The 16,649-nt window shown below is 74.5% G+C and carries 13 protein-coding genes, 1 tRNA gene and 1 pseudogene; 9 read left to right on the forward strand and 6 right to left on the reverse strand.

The annotated features are described in order from the left end of the window. Positions 1 to 66: 66 nt before the first annotated feature. The 3 genes from rsmA to GD880_RS05935 all read left to right on the forward strand — a co-directional run bounded on the left by rsmA (position 67) and on the right by GD880_RS05935 (position 4,046). Positions 67 to 1,005 carry a 16S rRNA (adenine(1518)-N(6)/adenine(1519)-N(6))-dimethyltransferase RsmA gene (rsmA, locus tag GD880_RS05925; RefSeq protein ID WP_152230711.1) on the forward strand — a complete coding sequence of 313 codons (939 nt, stop codon included), beginning with the start codon at positions 67 to 69 and terminating at the stop codon, positions 1,003 to 1,005. Then, on the forward strand, positions 1,002 to 1,994 hold the full coding sequence (locus GD880_RS05930; RefSeq protein WP_152230712.1) for a 4-(cytidine 5'-diphospho)-2-C-methyl-D-erythritol kinase: 993 nt from the start codon (positions 1,002 to 1,004) through the stop codon (positions 1,992 to 1,994). Before rsmA ends, GD880_RS05930 begins: the two co-directional genes overlap by 4 nt. 117 nt (positions 1,995 to 2,111) lie before the next feature. Further along, positions 2,112 to 4,046, forward strand: a complete 1,935-nt coding sequence (locus GD880_RS05935; RefSeq protein WP_152230713.1) for an ABC-F family ATP-binding cassette domain-containing protein — start codon at positions 2,112 to 2,114, stop codon at positions 4,044 to 4,046. Between the two features lie 66 nt (positions 4,047 to 4,112). Here GD880_RS05935 and GD880_RS05940 read toward each other — a convergent pair whose 3' ends face one another. From GD880_RS05940 to GD880_RS05955, 4 genes are all read right to left on the reverse strand, one after another. Continuing rightward, a complete protein-coding gene (locus GD880_RS05940) occupies positions 4,113 to 4,667 on the reverse strand; it encodes a MarR family winged helix-turn-helix transcriptional regulator (RefSeq protein WP_152230714.1) in 555 nt (184 codons plus the stop codon). Between the two features lie 123 nt (positions 4,668 to 4,790). Further along, positions 4,791 to 5,999, reverse strand: coding sequence for an ABC transporter permease (locus GD880_RS05945; RefSeq protein ID WP_152230715.1), 1,209 nt, complete (start codon positions 5,997 to 5,999; stop codon positions 4,791 to 4,793). After that, entirely contained in the window at positions 5,996 to 6,979 is a 984-nt protein-coding gene (locus GD880_RS05950; RefSeq protein ID WP_152230716.1) for an ABC transporter ATP-binding protein, read from the reverse strand. The genes GD880_RS05945 and GD880_RS05950 overlap by 4 nt, the downstream gene beginning before the upstream one ends. A 165-nt stretch (positions 6,980 to 7,144) precedes the next feature. Then, positions 7,145 to 7,786, reverse strand: coding sequence for a TetR/AcrR family transcriptional regulator (locus GD880_RS05955; RefSeq protein ID WP_152230842.1), 642 nt, complete (start codon positions 7,784 to 7,786; stop codon positions 7,145 to 7,147). Between the two features lie 124 nt (positions 7,787 to 7,910). Between GD880_RS05955 and GD880_RS05960 the strand changes: the two genes are divergently transcribed. The 3 genes from GD880_RS05960 to GD880_RS05970 all read left to right on the forward strand — a co-directional run bounded on the left by GD880_RS05960 (position 7,911) and on the right by GD880_RS05970 (position 10,636). Further along, positions 7,911 to 7,982 (forward strand) — tRNA-Gln (locus GD880_RS05960). Between the two features lie 174 nt (positions 7,983 to 8,156). Next, positions 8,157 to 9,659 carry a bifunctional UDP-N-acetylglucosamine diphosphorylase/glucosamine-1-phosphate N-acetyltransferase GlmU gene (glmU, locus tag GD880_RS05965; protein WP_152230717.1) on the forward strand — a complete coding sequence of 501 codons (1,503 nt, stop codon included), beginning with the start codon at positions 8,157 to 8,159 and terminating at the stop codon, positions 9,657 to 9,659. Beyond that, the gene (locus tag GD880_RS05970; RefSeq protein ID WP_152230718.1) at positions 9,656 to 10,636 is read left to right on the forward strand and encodes a ribose-phosphate diphosphokinase; all 981 of its coding nucleotides are present in this window, start codon (positions 9,656 to 9,658) and stop codon (positions 10,634 to 10,636) included. Before glmU ends, GD880_RS05970 begins: the two co-directional genes overlap by 4 nt. 84 nt (positions 10,637 to 10,720) lie before the next feature. Here GD880_RS05970 and GD880_RS05975 read toward each other — a convergent pair whose 3' ends face one another. Further along, on the reverse strand, positions 10,721 to 11,434 hold the full coding sequence (locus GD880_RS05975; protein WP_152230719.1) for a dienelactone hydrolase family protein: 714 nt from the start codon (positions 11,432 to 11,434) through the stop codon (positions 10,721 to 10,723). Positions 11,435 to 11,820: 386 nt separating this feature from the next. Here GD880_RS05975 and GD880_RS05980 point away from each other — a divergent pair, with 386 nt between their 5' ends. The 3 genes and pseudogenes from GD880_RS05980 to GD880_RS05990 all read left to right on the forward strand — a co-directional run. After that, on the forward strand, positions 11,821 to 12,414 hold the full coding sequence (locus GD880_RS05980) for a 50S ribosomal protein L25/general stress protein Ctc (RefSeq protein ID WP_226909414.1): 594 nt from the start codon (positions 11,821 to 11,823) through the stop codon (positions 12,412 to 12,414). A gap of 129 nt (positions 12,415 to 12,543) precedes the next feature. Further along, the gene (pth, locus tag GD880_RS05985; protein ID WP_152230720.1) at positions 12,544 to 13,143 is read left to right on the forward strand and encodes an aminoacyl-tRNA hydrolase; all 600 of its coding nucleotides are present in this window, start codon (positions 12,544 to 12,546) and stop codon (positions 13,141 to 13,143) included. Between the two features lie 169 nt (positions 13,144 to 13,312). Continuing rightward, positions 13,313 to 13,726 (forward strand): annotated as a pseudogene (locus tag GD880_RS05990) (adenylyltransferase/cytidyltransferase family protein); the annotation flags it as partial. Between the two features lie 33 nt (positions 13,727 to 13,759). Here GD880_RS05990 and GD880_RS05995 read toward each other — a convergent pair. Then, positions 13,760 to 16,621, reverse strand: a complete 2,862-nt coding sequence (locus GD880_RS05995) for a helix-turn-helix transcriptional regulator (protein ID WP_152230722.1) — start codon at positions 16,619 to 16,621, stop codon at positions 13,760 to 13,762. Positions 16,622 to 16,649 lie beyond the last annotated feature (28 nt).

Genomic DNA, 16,649 nt, shown 5'->3' on the forward strand with positions numbered 1-16,649 from the left:
CGGCCAGCACCACCCGCGCGCGGGGCCTCGTCGTGAGGCCCCGCGCGCGCCGTTAGGCTCGACGCCGTGACTGCAGACGCCGCCCCGCCCGCCACCGGCCTGCTCGGGGCGGCGGACGTGCGCCGCCTCGCCGACGCGCTCGGCGTGCGGCCCACCAAGACCCTCGGGCAGAACTTCGTCCACGACGCCGGCACCGTCCGCCGCATCGTGCGCACCGCCGGGGTCGAGCCGGGCGACGCCGTCCTCGAGGTCGGCCCGGGCCTGGGCTCGCTCACGCTCGCCCTGCTCGAGGCGGGGGCGAGCGTCGTCGCCGTCGAGATCGACCCGCCGCTGGCCCGGGCGCTGCCCGCCACCGTCGCGGCGCGGATGCCCGCGGCCGCCGACCGGCTGGCCGTGCTGCCCGCCGACGCCCTGACCGTGACCGGGCCGGACGTCCTTCCCGCCCCGCCAGCCCTGGCCGGCGCCCCGGTGGTGCCCACCCGGCTCGTCGCGAACCTGCCCTACAACGTGGCCGTCCCCGTGCTCCTCACCCTCCTCGAGCGCCTGCCCAGCCTGGAGGCCGTGCTGGTGATGGTGCAGGCCGAGGTGGCCGACCGCATCGCCGCCCCGCCCGGCTCGCGCACCTACGGCGTGCCGTCGGTCAAGGCCGCCTGGTACGCCGAGGCCGCCCGCGCCGGCACGGTGTCCCGCTCGGTGTTCTGGCCGGTGCCCAACGTCGACTCCGCGCTCGTGCGCCTCACCCGCCGCGAGCCCCCGGGCACGACGGCCACCCGCGAGGCGGTCTTCGCCGTCGTCGACGCCGCCTTCGCCCAGCGCCGCAAGACCCTGCGGGCGGCGCTGGCCGGCTGGGCCGGCTCGGCCGCCGCGGCCGAGGCGGCGCTGGTGGCGGCCGGCGTGGACCCCACCGTGCGGGGCGAGCGGCTCGCCGTCGCCGACTTCGCCCGCATCGCCGAGCACCGCCCGGCGGGCGCACCTGCCGTCCCCTCTGGCACGCTGAGCCGGTGACGCCCAAGGTCCAGGTCCGCGCGCCGGGGAAAATCAACCTCGCGCTGCACGTGGGCCCGCCGCGCCCGGACGGCTACCACCCGCTGGCGACCCTCTTCCAGGCCGTCTCCCTCTACGAGGACGTCGTGGCCGAGGCCGCCGACGGCGTCACCCTCACCATCCGCGGGCGCGGCGCCGACCTTCCCACCGACGCGAGCAACCTCGCCGTGCGCGCCGCCCAGCTGCTGCGCGAGACCAGCGGCGTGGACCGGGGCGTGGCGCTGACGCTGACCAAGGAGGTCCCCGTGGCCGGCGGCATGGCCGGCGGCTCGGCGGACGCCGCCGCCACCCTGCTGGCCTGCGACCAGCTGTGGGGCACCGGGCTGGGCCGGGAGGAGCTGGCCGAGCTGGCCGCCGAGCTCGGCGCCGACGTGCCGTTCGCGCTCACCGGCCTGTCCGCCATGGGCACCGGCCGCGGCGACCTGCTCACGCCGGTGATGAGCCGCGGCACCTACCACTGGGTGCTGGCGGTGCAGGGCGAGGGGCTGTCCACCCCGGCGGTCTTCCGCGCGTTCGACGCGATGCACGGCCTCTCGGCCGACGGCGCCGCTCGTGCCGGCGGCGTCGCAGCGGCGGACGACGCGGGCTCGGCTGGCGCGGGCTCGGCTGGCGGCGCGGAGGCGCCCCGCGTGGACCCCGCGCTGTTGTCGGCGCTGCTGTCCGCCGACCCGCTCGTGCTCGCCCGGCACCTGACCAACGACCTGCAGGAGCCCGCGCTGGAGCTGCGCCCCGAGCTCGGCGACGTCCTCGCCGCCGCCGACCGGGCGGGCGCGCTGGCCGCCGTCGTCTCCGGCTCCGGGCCCACCGTCGCCGCGCTGGCGCTGGACGCCCCGCATGCCGCCAGCGTCGCGGGGGTCATGCGGGCGGCCGAGGTGGCCGCCGAGATCCTCACCGTCACCGGACCGGTGCCCGGCGCGCGGGTGCTCGAGCGGGTCCACGCCCGGCGCTAGGCGGCCCGGCCGCGCGAGCGCGTCCACGCCGCGGCCGCCGATTCCGCACCCGGCGGGCGCGGCTGCGACACTGGAACCCGTGACGATCTTCAGCCAGCGCGCCGGCGGTGGGCGCTAGTGGCCCATCTGCTCGGCATCGAGGGCGCCGGCGTCGTCCTCGGCTCGCGACCCATCCTCACCGACGTCACCCTCGGCCTCGACGACGGCATGCGCGTGGGCGTGCTCGGGCGCAACGGCGCCGGCAAGTCCACCCTGCTGCGCCTGCTCGCCGGGCGCAGCCGGCCCGACGCCGGCCGGGTCACCCGGGCCGGCGGCACCCGGGTGGTCGCCCTCGAGCAGTCCGACGCCCTGCCCGCCGGCACCGCCGTGCGCGACGTCGTCCACCCCGGCGTCCCCGACCACGTGTGGGCCTCCCAGCCGGCGGTGCGCGACATCCACACCGGCCTGCTCGCCGACGTCGGCCTCGACGCCGACGTGGCCACCCTCTCCGGCGGGCAGCGCCGCCGGGTCGCGCTGGCCCGCGTGCTCACCCAGCCCGCCGAGGTCCTCATCCTCGACGAGCCCACCAACCACCTCGACGTCGAGGGCGTGGACTGGCTCGCCCGGCACCTGCAGGGCCGCTACGGCCGCGGGGAGGGCGCGCTCGTCGTCGTCACCCACGACCGCTGGTTCCTCGACGCGGTGTGCACCCGGGTGTGGGAGGTCGTGCCCGGGCACGACGGCGCCGCCGGCCGGGCGCCGGTCGGCGGGCACGTGGAGACCTACGACGGCGGGTACGCCGCCTACGTCCTCGCCCGCGCCGAGCGGGCCCGCACCGCCGCCCAGGCGGAGGAGAAGCGGCAGAACCTGCTGCGCAAGGAGCTGGCGTGGCTGCGCCGCGGCGCCCCGGCCCGCACCTCCAAGCCGAAGTTCCGCCTCGACGCCGCCGCGACCCTCATCGCCGACGAGCCGCCGCCGCGCGACCCGCTCGAGCTCACCCGGCTCGCCACCGCCCGGCTGGGCAAGGACGTCCTGGACCTCGAGGACGTCACGGTCACCTACCCGTGGCGCCCCGGCGAGCGCCCCGCCCCCCGGCGCGACCGCAATGACAACCTGGTCGCCCCCGGGCGCGACCAGCATGGCGATCTGGCCGCGGAGCGGGTGGTGCTCGACCACGTCACCTGGCGGCTGGCGCCGGGGGAGCGCGTCGGCATCGTCGGCGTCAACGGCGCCGGGAAGTCCACCCTGCTGCGCCTGCTCGCCGGCACCCAGCAGCCCACGTCCGGGCGGGTCAAGCGCGGCAAGACCGTCCAGGTCTCCCAGCTCTCCCAGGAGACCCGCGAGCTCGACGCCGTCGCCGACCTGCGGGTGGTCGAGGCCGTCGAGGAGGTGCGCGGCCGGGTAGAGGTCGGCGGCAAGGAGCTGACCGCCGGACAGCTCGTCGAGCGCCTCGGCTTCACCCGCGAGCGGGCGTGGACCCCGGTGGCCGACCTCTCCGGCGGCGAGCGGCGCCGGCTGCAGCTGCTGCGCCTGCTCGTCGCCGAGCCCAACGTCCTCCTGCTCGACGAGCCCACCAACGACCTCGACACCGACACCCTCGCCGCCGTCGAGGACCTGCTCGACGGCTGGCCCGGCACCCTCGTCGTCGTCTCGCACGACCGGTACCTGCTCGAGCGGGTCACCGACCACCAGGTCGCCCTGCTCGGGGACGGCAAGGTCCGCGACCTGCCCGGCGGGATCGACGAGTACCTGCGCCTGCGCCGCGAGCTCGAGACCGCCGGCTCGACCGCGCCCCGGCCCGTCGAGGCGCCCGCCGCCGCGTCGGCGCCCTCGGCCGGGCCCAGCCCCGCCGAGCAGCGTGCCGCGAAGAAGGAGCTGGCCCGCCTCGAGCGTCAGCTCGCCCGCGCCTCCGCCCGGATCGAGGAGCTGCACGCCGAGCTCGCGCTGGCGTCGGCCGACCCCGACCGCGTGGCGGAGCTGGGCGACCTGGCGGCGCGCGCGAAGGAGGTCGAGGACGAGCACGCCGCGCTGGAGGAGGAGTGGCTCGCCGCCGCCGAGGTCGCCGAGGCCTGACGCCGAAGCCAGACTGCCACCCTGGTCGCGGCCAGACTGGCGGGGTGGTCGCGGGGGAGGGACGGGTCAGACCGCCTCGAAGGGCAGCAGCAACCGGCGCAGCAGGTCGCGCAGCTGGGTGCGTTCGCCCGGGCTGAGCGCGGCGAGCAGGTCGCGCTCGGAGTCGAGCAGGGTCGACATCGCCGCGTCCACCCGGGCCCTGCCCTCCGCGGTCAGGCGGACCTTGACCACGCGGCGGTCGGTGGTGTCGGCCGAGCGCACCACCAGGCCGTGGGCGACCATCCGGTCGATCCGGTTGGTCATGGTGCCGGAGGAGACGAGCGTCTCGGCGATGAGCCGCCCCGGGGTGAGCTCGTAGGGCTCCCCGGCGCGGCGCAGGGCGGAGAGGACGTCGAACTCCCAGGCCTCCACGCCGTGCTCGGTGAAGGCGTGCCGGCGGGCCAGGTCGAGGTGGCGCGCCAGCCGCGAGACGCGCGAGAAGACGTGCAGCGGCATGGGATACAGGTCGGGGCGCTCGCGCTGCCAGGCGCTGACGATGCGGTCGACCTCGTCCTGGGTGGCGCGCACGTCCGCCGTGCCGGGGGATGCCCCGGCACGGTCGCCCGGCTGCGCTGCGCTCATCCCCCGAGATTACTCGACATCGAGATACTTTCGTCGGACCTGGCGCCGTGGGCGACGCGCCAACCGCGACGGCGCCCCCGCCGCGCGTGCGGGAGGGGTGCCGGTCGAGGAGGTGCCGGCTGCTCAGCCGCGCAGGGCCTCGCCGAGCTTCATCCGCCCCCCGGTGTGCAGCACCCCGCGCTGGTAGATCCGCGCCGCGACCCACACCAGCAGCGGGATGGTCACCACGGCGATGGCGACCGCCAGCGGCAGCTCCCACGCCGCGAGGCCGCCGAAGGCCTCGCGCACCGGCATCATGAACGGCGCGAAGAACGGCACCTGGGACAGGATCCGCACCGCCGTGCCGTCGGGGTCGTTCGGCACCAAGAACATGGTGACGTAGAACGGGATGAGCAGCATGAGCATCAGCGGGGTCGTCACCGTGCCGATGTCCTCCTGGCGCGAGACGAGGGCCGCGAGGCCGCCGAAGAGCAGCGCGAACAGCGCGTAGCCGAGGAGGAACCAGACGACCATCATCGCCAGGGACGCGCCGACGTTGATCTCCAGGCCGTCCAGGAGGCCGATGGCGCTGGCCGCGACCGCCATCGCCCCACCGAGCACCACCACCTGGAACAGGCCGTAGAGGCCGACGCCGAGGATCTTCCCGGCGAGCAGCTGGGTGGGCTTGATCGTCGCGAGCAGGATCTCCACCACCCGGGAGGTCTTCTCCTCCACCACGCCCATGGCGATGAGGGTGCCGGAGCCGATGAGGGAGAAAAGCAGCACCGAGAGCATCGCCATGGCGATGCCGTAGGTCGGCCCGTCGAAGCCGGGGTTGCCGTCCGCCGCGGCGAGCGTCTCCACGGTCGGGGTCGCGGTGGCCATCGCCTGGCCGACGGCGGCCGGGTCGCCGCCGAGGTCGCTGACCTGCTGGGCGAGGACGAAGGACTGCGTGGCGGTCGTGACCAGGGCGAGCAGCTGGGGGTCGGCCGCGCCGGCGACGAGCACCGTGGGCGCCGTGGGGTCGCCGTCGAGGAAGGCGTCGAGCTCGTCGTCGGTGTCGCCGGCCAGGGCCGCCTCGGCCGCGTCGCGGGTCATGGTGACCACGTCGACCTCGGTCTGCTGCCCGGCGGCCCCCGCCCGCAGCCCGTCGCCCAGCGCCGCGGTGGAGTCGGTGACGGCGACGGTCAGGGCGGGGGCGTCGTCGTCGCGGCTGAGGAAGTACCCGCCCACGACGGCGGCGACGACGATGACGGCGAGCATGACGGCCATCGAGATGATGTTCGCCTTGGTCATCATGCGGGTCCTGACCTCGCGGCCGGCGACCATCCAGACGGTGCGCAGGGCGCTCACGCGGCCACCTCCGCCCGGGCGCGGCCGGGCCGGGGATCGCCGTCCGGGGGTGGCGCGTCGCCGTCGGCGGCGGAGACGACGTGACGGAACAGGTCCGTCAGCGTCGGGCGCACCGGGGCGAACTCGCGCACCGCGCCGAGCTCCAGGGCGCCGGCGAGCAGCCGCTGCTCGGTGCCGGCGGCGTCATCGGCCAGCTCGACGACGACGGCGCCGGGCCGCCCCGGCACGGCGGAGGCGGTCGCCTCCGGCAGGGCGGCGGCCCACGCCCGCACGGCGGCGGGGTCGGCGGCGACGTCGAGCAGCCAGCGGGGGCGGTCGGTGGTGCGCAGCTCCTCGATGGTGCCCAGGGCCTCCATCTGGCCGGCGCGCACGATGCCGACGCGGTCGCACAGCCGCTCGACGAGGTCGAGCTGGTGGGAGGAGAAGATCACCGGCACGCCGGCGTCGGCGCGCTCGCGCAGCACGGCGGACATGACGTCGACGGCGACCGGGTCCAGCCCGGAGAAAGGCTCGTCGAGCACGAGGATGTCGGGGGAGTGCACGAGGGCGGCGGCGAGCTGGACGCGCTGCTGGTTGCCCAGCGAGAGCTTCTCGACGTTGTCGCCGCGGCGCGCGCCGACGCCCAGGCGGTCGGTCCAGTACTCGGTGGCGGCGGTCGCCTCGGCGGGGCTCATGCCGTGCAGGCGGGCGAGGTAGGCCAGCTGCTCGCCCACCTTCATCTTCGGGTACAGGCCCCGCTCCTCCGGCATGTAGCCGACGCGGCGGCGGGTCTCGAGGTCGAGCGCGACGCCGTCCCAGCGCACCTGGCCGGAGTCGGCGGCGAGCACGCCGAGCATGATGCGCATGGTGGTCGTCTTGCCGGCCCCGTTGGAGCCGACGAAGCCGAAGATCTCCCCGGCGCGCACGTCGAAGGTCATGTCCCGCAGCGCGCGGAGGCTGCCGTAGCTCTTGTTGAGGTGGTCGATCACGAGCGTGCTCATGGCGTCCATCCTGCCGGGGCGCGCCCCGGCACTCGGGCGTCCCGGCCCCCCGACCAGGAAACGGACATGTCTGTGCGCGAAAGGTATCAGCCCGGTCCCGAAGCAGCGGGCGCGGACCTGCGCCGCCGGGAGCCGTGCCGCGCCGCCGGACGGCTCGGCCCGACCTCAGCCCCGGGCGGCGCCGGGCCGGCGGTCGCTGCTCGGGTCCTGGGCGAGGGAGCTGAGGCGCGGGTCGCGCTCGAGGCCCTTGAGGCCGTTCCAGGCGAGGTTGACCATGTGCGCGGCGACGACCGTCTTGTCCGGGTGGCGCGCCTCGAGCCACCACTGGCCGGTCAGGGCGATGAGCCCGACGAGCATCTGGGCGTACATCGGCGCGGCCGCCGGGTCGAGCCGGCGGGCCCGGAACTGCTCGGCCAGCAGGTGCTCGACCTGGGTGGCCACGTCCCCGATGAGCGAGGAGAACGTCCCGGTGGCCTGGGCGACGGGGGAGTCGCGCACGAGGATCCGGAAGCCGTCGGTGTTGGCCTCGATGTAGTCCAGCAGGGTCAGGGCCGCCTTCTCGACGATCACCTTGGGGTGCCCGCCGGCACCGAGCTGCTCGGTGAGCATCCCGAGCAGGCGCTGCACCTCGCGGTCGACGACGACGGCGTAGATGCCCTCCTTGCCGCCGAAGTGCTCGTAGACCACCGGCTTGGAGACCTTCGCGCGGGCGGCGATCTCCTCCACGCTGGTGCCCTCGAAGCCCTTCTCGGCGAAGAGCGCGCGGCTGATGGTGACGAGCTGCTCGCGGCGCTCGCTGCCGGTCATGCGCACCCGGGGGCCGCGCCTGCTGTCGGAGGACACGCCCCCATCATGCCGTGCGGCAGATCACGGGGCCGGTTCGGGGCTGGGGGCCGGTGCCTGGCACACTGGGAGCCGCGCTCGCGCGCGGTCCGCCCTGGTGTAACGGCAGCACGCAGGCCTTTGGTGCCTTGCAGTCCGGGTTCGAATCCTGGGGGCGGAGCCGGAGCTCTCCGCCTGCTGGGCCTCCGGGGCCGGAGCTCTCCGCCTGCTGGGCCTCCGGGGCCGGAGTGCTCCGCCTGCTGGGCCTCCGGACGGAGGCACTCCGGCGCGGCGCTAGAGTGTTCGCTGCACGACGCCCGGGGCGTGGCCGGGCGGTAATCCTTCAGGAGCTGGCGTGAGCCTGACCCAACCTGCTGCCGTCGTCGTTCTCGCCGCGGGTGAGGGCACCCGGATGAAGTCCCGCACCCCCAAGGTGCTGCACGAGATCGGCGGTCGCAGCCTGCTGGGGCACGCGCTCACCGCGGCCCGGGCGCTGGACCCGGCCCGCCTGGCCGTCGTCGTCCGGCACCAGCGCGACGCCGTCGCCGCCCACGCCACCGCCGTCGACGCCGGCGTCACCATCGTCGACCAGGACGAGGTCCCCGGCACCGGCCGGGCGGTCCAGTGCGCGCTGGGCGCCCTCGACGCCGCCGCCGCGCTCGCCGGCCCGGTGGTCGTCATGGCCGGGGACACCCCGCTGCTCGACGCCGGCACCCTCGCCGAGCTGCTCGCCGCCCACGGCGCCGACGGCAACGCCGTCACCGTGCTGACCACCACGGTCGAGGACCCCCACGGGTACGGGCGCATCCTGCGCGAGGACGGCGCCGTCGTCGGCGTCGTCGAGGAGCGCGACGCCACCGCGGAGCAGCGCCGGATCCGCGAGATCAACACCTCCACCTACGTCTTCGACGCCGCGGTGCTGCGCGAGGCGCTCGGCGGGGTCGGCCAGGACAACGACCAGGGCGAGGTCTACCTCACCGACGTCGTCGCCCTCGCCCACCGCCGCGGCCTGGCCGTGCGGGCGATCTCGGTGGAGGACTCCTGGCTGGTCGAGGGGGTCAACGACCGCGTCCAGCTCGCCACGCTGGGCGCCGAGCTCAACCGCCGCACCCTGGAGCGGTGGATGCGCGACGGCGTGACGGTCGTCGACCCCGCCAGCACCTGGGTCGACGTCGACGTCGAGCTGGCCCGCGACGTCACCCTGCTGCCGGGCACCCAGCTGCACGGGCGCACCCGCGTGGACGAGGGCGCGACCATCGGCCCGGACACCACCCTGCGCGACGTCGTCGTCGGGGCCGGCGCCACCGTGGTGCGCACCCACGGCTCCGACGCCGAGCTCGGCGCCGGCTCCACCACCGGGCCCTTCGCCTACCTCCGCCCCGGCGCCGAGCTCGGCGAGCGGGGCAAGATCGGCACGTTCGTCGAGGTGAAGAACGCCTCCATCGGCCCCGCCGCGAAGGTGCCGCACCTGACCTACGTCGGCGACGCGGAGATCGGGGAGGGCACGAACATCGGCGCCTCCTCGGTGTTCGTCAACTACGACGGCGTGGCCAAGCACCGCACCCGCATCGGCGCGCACGCCCGTACCGGCTCGGACAACATGTTCGTCGCGCCGGTCACGGTCGGCGACGGCGCGTACACCGGCGCCGGCACCACCGTCCGGGAGGACGTGCCGCCCGGCGCGCTCGCCGTCAGCGGGGGCCCGCAGCGCACGATCGAGGGCTGGGTGCTGCGCCGGCGGCCGGAGACCGACTCCGCCCGGGCCGCCGCCCGGGCCCTGGGCCAGGAGCCCGACACCACGACCCCCCGCGACCAGCAGGTCCCGGGTGCCACCGCAGAAGGGGACAACAACCGATGACCGGGATCATCACCAGCGGCGAGAAGCGGCTCGTGGTCGTGAGCGGGCGCGCTCACCCCGAGCTCGCCGCCGACGTCGCGCGCGAGCTCGACATCGAGCTGCTGCCGACGACGGCCTACGACTTCGCCAACGGTGAGATCTACGTCCGGTTCAACGAGTCGGTGCGCGGGTCGGACGTCTTCGTGCTGCAGTCGCACACCGTGCCGATCAACCAGTGGCTCATGGAGCAGCTGATCATGGTCGACGCGCTCAAGCGCGGGTCGGCCAAGCGGATCACCGTGGTGGCCCCGTTCTACCCCTACGCCCGGCAGGACAAGAAGCACCGCGGCCGCGAGCCGATCTCCGCCCGCCTGGTGGCCGACCTGTTCAAGACCGCCGGCGCCGACCGGCTGCTCAGCGTGGACATGCACGCCGCCCAGTCCCAGGGCTTCTTCGACGGCCCGGTGGACCACCTGTGGGCGATGCCGATCCTCAGCGACTACGTGCGCACCCGCATCGACACGAACAACGCCGCGATGGTCTCGCCCGACGCCGGGCGCATCCGGGTCGCGGAGCAGTGGGCCGCCAAGCTCGGCGGCGTCCCGCTGGCGTTCGTGCACAAGACCCGCGACATCCGCCAGCCGAACCAGGCGGTGGCCAACCGCGTCGTCGGCGACGTCAAGGGCAAGACCGCGGTGCTCGTCGACGACATGATCGACACCGGCGGCACGATCGCCGAGGCGGTGAAGGTGGTGCTCGCCGCCGGGGCGACGGACGTCATCGTCGCCGCCACCCACGGCGTGCTCTCCGACCCGGCGGCGCAGCGGCTCTCGGAGTCCGGCGCCCGGGAGGTCGTCGTCACCGACACCCTGCCGATCCCCCCGGAGAAGCGCTTCCCGCAGCTGACGGTGCTGCCCATCGCCCCGCTGCTGGGCCGCGCCATCCGTGAGGTCTTCGACGACGGGTCGGTGACGTCGCTCTTCGACGGCAACGCCTGAGCGGCGACCCCGCGTGAGGCGGCGGGCACGGGGCTGGGCCCCGTGCCCGCCGCCTTCGCCTGTGCGGCCTGCCGGGCGACCGGGCTACGGGTGCGCGGGCACCGGCAGGTGCCGGGCGAGGAACCGGGCGGTGGCGGACCAGGCCTCCTCGGCCGCCGCGGGGTGGTGGAACATCGGGTGCGGGTTGTCGAAGGCGTGCCCGGCGCCGGGGTGGAGGTGGAACTCCACGTCGGGGCCGGCCACGGCGGCGCGGATGGCCTCCACCTGCGGCGGCGGGATGTAGGCGTCGTCGGTGCCGAAGTGGTGCAGGCTCGGCGCGGTCACCCGCGGGGCCAGGTCGAGCAGCCGCGGCAGCGCCGAGCCGTAGTAGGACACCAGGACGTCGGGCGCGTCGGCGGCCGCGACGTGGAACGCCAGCCCGCCGCCGTAGCAGAAGCCGAGCACCCCCACCCCGCCGGCGACCTGCGGACGCTGCCGCAGGGCGTGGACGGCGGCCACGCCGTCGGCCACCGCGTCGTCCCAGCTCACCCGCTGCACGAGGGCGACGCCCTGCTCGAGGTAGTCCGGGCTGGTCTCGTCCAGCTCGGGTGAGCCGATGCGCCAGTAGATCTCCGGCGCGAGCACGACGTAGCCGAGGTCGGCCAGGTCGGCGCACCGGTTCCGGATGTATCGGCTCACCCCGAAGATCTCCTGCAGGACGACGAGGCCGGGACCGGTGCCCGACGGCGGCAGCCAGAGGTGCGCGGGCATCTCGCCCGCGGCGGTGGGGACGGTCACGCTGACGGGGGCATCGGCCATCGCGGATGTTCCCTTCCGGGTCTCGGGTCTCGGGTCTCGGGTCTCGGCCGCGGCGCCGCGCCGGGCGGCACCAGTGTGCCCGGCGGCGGCGCCGCCGTCGCGCACCGGCACGGTCCCCGAGCGTCGCGGAGGTCACGGGACGGGACCGACCTGCGGGTTACCGCCCACGCCGGGATGCCGCTAGGATGTTCCGGTTGCCTCGGCGAGGGACGCCGGACGGGCAGGCTGCCCGGGTGTGCAGGGTCGGCGCGTGGTCGATGACCGCGGGTCGGCCCGGAGCGCTCCGCCGGATCCGTGATCGACGCGGTGGCGCCTTGCCGCGCCGTCCGTACGACGTCCCACGCTGAGGCCCACCGCCCATCGAGAACCACCGCTAGGAGACCCCCGTGGCTGACAACCTGCACCTCACCGCGACGCGGCGCACCGAGTTCGGCAAGGGCGCGGCCCGCCGCACCCGGCGCGCCGGCCAGATCCCCGCCGTGCTCTACGGCCACGGCACCGAGCCGCAGCACCTGGCGCTGCCCTCGCACGAGACGTTCCTCGTGGTCAAGGACCACTCCAACGCCGTCGTCACCCTGGACATCGAGGGCGCCGAGCAGCTCGCCCTGGTCAAGGACGTCCAGCGCGACCCGGTGCGCCGCGACATCGAGCACCTCGACCTCGTCGTCGTCCGCCAGGGCGAGCGGGTCACCGTGGAGGTCCCGGTCCACGTCACCGGCGAGTCCTTCCCCGGCACCATCCACCAGGTCGAGCTGCAGACGCTGACCGTCTCGGTGCCCGCCACCCGCATCCCCGAGGTCGTCTCCGTGAGCATCGAGGGCCTGCAGGACGGCGCCATCGTGCGCGCCGGCGACATCCCCCACCCCGAGGACGCCAGCATCGAGGACGACGCCGACGCGATCGTCGTCGTGATCTCCGTGCCGCGCGTCTCCGCCGAGGACCTCGGCGAGGCCGAGGAGACCGAGGCCGCCGAGGCCTGAGCCTCGCCGGAAGCGTGAGCTTCGCGATCGTCGCGCCCAGGCCGAGTCGGCCTGGGCGCGACGTCCATGTGGGCCCCCACCCGTGACGACCGGGTGCCGTAGCGTCGTGGGGGAACGAGAAGGAGGAACATGAGCCCGTGGCTCGTCGTCGGACTGGGCAACCCCGGTCCCGAGTACGCCGGGAACCGGCACAACGTCGGCCAGATGGTGCTCGACGTCCTCGCCCGGCGGATGAACGGGTCCTTCACCGCGCACAAGGCCCGCGCCCGCGTGCTCGACGGCCGGCTGGGGGTGATGCCCGGCGGCGCGCCCGGCCCGCGGGTCATCCTGGCCAGGCCCGGCTCCTACATGAACGTCTCGGGCGGCCCGGTCGGCGCGCTCGTGAAGTTCTACGACGTCGAACCCGACCACCTGCTCGTCGTCCACGACGAGCTGGACCTGCCCGCCGAGAGCCTGCGGCTCAAGCAGGGCGGGGGCGAGGGCGGCCACAACGGGCTGAAGTCCATCTCCTCCGCCCTCGGTACGAAGGACTACGTGCGCCTGCGGGTGGGCATCGGCCGCCCGCCGGGCCGGATGGACCCGGCCGACTACGTGCTGCGGGACTTCCCCGCCTCGGAGCGCGCCGACCTCGGGGTGACCCTGGAGGAGGCGGCCGACGCCGTCGAGGAGGTCGTCACGCTCGGCCTGGACAAGGCGCAGCAGCGGCTGCACACGGGTTCGCGGTCCTGATCGGGCGGCGGCCTCGCCGGACCCGCTGCTGGCTCGCGGTCCGCATGGGCTCCGCAGAAGAGCCGCACGGGGTCCCCTCCGGCCTTCTCGACCCGGTGTCCTCTCGCGAGGATGGCTGTGCTCCCGTGCACCGGCGGCGGGAGCTGCCGACGCGGAGGGGCAGAAGCACATGGGGGAGCGGCACATCACCGGTTACGTGCCCGGTGGGTTCGACATGTTCCACATCGGGCACCTCAACATCCTCCGGGCCGCCCGGGAGCGGTGCGACCGGCTCGTGGTGGGGGTAGCGACCGACGCCAGCCTCATGGCGATGAAGGGCCGCGCGCCGGTCATCCCGCTCGACGAGCGCATGGAGATCGTCTCGAGCCTGCGGTTCGTCGACGAGGTGGTGGCGGACGTGGCGCAGGACAAGCGGGTCGCCTGGCGCGCCCACCCGTTCGACGTGCTCTTCAAGGGCACGGATTGGGAAGGAACTGCCAAGGGCGATCAGCTCGAGAGAGAGATGGCAGAGGTGGGGACGACGGTCCTTTATCTTCCCTACACGCCGTCTACGTCGTCGTCGATGCTGCGCAACTTCCTCGCGGCGTCCGTCGCTCGAGGGAGGACGCGAGGAGAGTCAGTGCTGTGCGGCCGTCTCGAAGGGGATGTCGCGAAGTTCGCGACGCGAGCGAATCCCGAACTTGCGGTACAGGGTCGTGAGCCGAAGCTCCACGGTGCGGACAGAGATGAATAGTGCACTGGCGATCTGCTTGTTGGACGCCCCCTGCCGCACCATCTCGGCGACCTGTTGCTCCTGGGCGCTGAGCTGCGTGAGTGCGCGGCCGGCTCCGGCGCGACTCAGCCGGGCCACTTCCCGCTCGGCGCGCGCGGCGAGGGCCAGCGCCCCGCTCGCGCGGTAGCGCTCGCGTGCCCACAGGAGAAGCTGCTGTCGGTGCTCGTCCCGATCCGCAGGGGGCGAGGTGTTACCGAGGGCGACGACCTGGTCGGCGTGGCTGCCTGTACTGATGCGACCCAGCCGCAGGGCCATGAGCTCGAGTGCGACGCCCTGCTGCCCAAGAGAAAACGTGTGCTGGACGGCTACGGCCGCGTGGGCGACCCAAGCGACAAGATCGCGGTCCGCGACCTTCACGAGCTCGTCGAGCGTCACGCCGATGTCGTCATGCTCCGGCTCGCGTGGCGCCCTGGAGCGACCTTGCGCCTCTCCTCCCTTCCTGCCGTTCCAGGTGGGGAGGCGCTCGTCGCGCAGCCGCAGGTCGGACAGGACGAGGGCGGACACGGACGCTCCCTCCGCCACCCCGGCCCACCTCGCCCGGCCAAGGGCTACGGCCGCCTCGGCACTGCGGCCCTCCAGCCACGCGTGCAGGCCATGGGCGCCGGCGAGGGCAGCGGCCTTCGCCGGCGGATCCCCGCATCGCTGCACCCAGCTCGAGGCGTCAGTGAGCCATTCCGCCGCTTCGGCGCGCCGATCGCGCAGGTCGGCCACTTGCGCCACCAGGCACAGGCCCTCGCCCAGGAAGGGCAGGTGCAGCGGCAGTGCGTCGGCTCGGGCGCTGCGAGCGATGTCCTCCGCTCTGTGCACCTCCAGGAGCGCCAGGTGCAGCTGCATCGCGAGCACCGAGACGCTGGCGGCGAGCAGGGGAGCCGGAAAGTGGCGGATCTGCGAGTGCAGGTCCGCCACAGCGGCTCGGGCTTCCTCCCACGCACCGGCCTGCACCAGCATCGCGACGTTGTCGAGCGCCAGCGTCCACCCGACGACGTCCGTGGGGGGTCGCCTGGACAGGAGCGCCGTCCACGGCTCGGCCGGCACAGGTTCGAGCGGGGACGTACCCCCAGGAGCGCCATGACGAAGAAGGTTCCGCGTCAGCGGCAGCTCCCGTGCCAGGTCGTCGTGGTCACGGGGAACACCAGCTGTCGCCCCAGGTTCCGCCGCCCGAGCGCCGAGCGCCTCCGCGCGCTCCAGGTAGGAGGGGGCGCAGCGGTCGCCGTGGTGGTGGGCCAGCCGTGCGACGAAGGAGGCGAGGGAGGCTGCCCGTGCGGGGGCGCGGGACTCCAGCCGGGCGATCGCCGCATCGGCCACAGCGGCAGGGATCGCGCAGTCGCGGTAGGTGCGGGCGAGTATCAGGGAGGCGAGCGCCGTGTACTCCTCGCCGGGGTCCGTAGCGGCCGCAGCGGCGTCAGAGAGCCACGCCGCGGCCGAGCCCGGAATCCCGGAGTAGAGCGCGGCAAGACCAGCGACGACTTTGAGCTCGGCCGGGATGTCGCCGGGGGAAGCGATCGTGGCGACACCGGCCGCGACCCGCTGGACAAGAGCCAACTCTCCCCGGCTGAGCGCCCGTTCGGCGATACCTGTCAGCGCGGCGAGATCCTCGTGCGAGAGAGCGCCGCCCGCGAGGAGGTGGTGCCAGCGCCGCTCCGGTGCGCCCTCCGGAGCGGCGAGCGAGAGAGAGGCGTGAGCGTCCCGCACCTCCACCGCGGATGTGAGGGCGAGCACGGCGGATGCGAGCCGTGGCGTCCGGAAGCCGAGGCGGCCACCGGTCTGGTCGAAGACGGGGCGGCCGTCCGGCCCCAGCAGCGGGCTTGATCCTGGTGTCGCGCGGTGGGCGAGGGATGCGTGCTCCGGCGCGATGGCCAGCGCAGCGTGCAAGACGAAGCTCCGGTCGTCTTGGTGAAGCGACCTCCACCACGGTCCGTACACCGCAGCCGAGGTCGGCGTGCCCGGCAGCGGATCCGGGAGCGGTACCGTGCCACCGAGCACCCCGTCGTCGAGCAAGGCGCACACCTGCCGCAGGTCACCAGGATTGCCGCCGGTCAGGCGGCCAACGCTCGCGGCTACGGAAAGCGGTACGTGAGTGCCTGCAACCTGACGCACGATCTTCACGGCGTCGCCCCGACTGAGCGGAGCCAGGCGGTGCACCCATAAGGGGCCCACCGGGCTCGACTCGTAGGCTCGCGATGGCATGTCCCGGCACGTGACGACGACCATGATCGGCATGGTCGCTATCGCGGCCGCGAGGGAAGTGAGCGCGCGCAGAGCCGTCTCGTCCTGGAACGGGAGGTCGTCGAGGGTGACGATCAGCGGCCGTTCCGCGGTCTCCGCGCGCACGACGGCAACGGCGGCCTCAACGAGCTCCGGGGATTCCAGATTGATGCGGTCGCTCCCGCCCAGAGCGCTGACGAGGAGGTCCGTCGACGGGGGAGCCGCCGTGGAGGTCGAGAGGATGGTGCTCATCGCCTGTACCGAGTCGGGCCGGAGGATTCCGGTGGGGATGTGAATCGCCCGGACCTGGGGCACCTCGCGGCCCGCCCTCACGATCGACTCGTGCAGCAGCGACGTCCGTCCCATCCCCGTCTCGCCGAGGAGCAGGACGAGGCTGCCGCGCCCCGCCGCAAGCCGGTGAACCATCTCATCGATCCGGGACAGCTCGTACGCCCGTCCCACCAGGTCCGCCGCGGTCTCCGTGGCAGCTACGCGACTCATTCCGGCAGCGTACTGACGGCTCCACGAC

The sequence above is a fragment of the Georgenia ruanii genome, assembly GCF_009193175.1.
Taxonomy (GTDB): Bacteria; Actinomycetota; Actinomycetes; order Actinomycetales; family Actinomycetaceae; genus Georgenia; species Georgenia ruanii.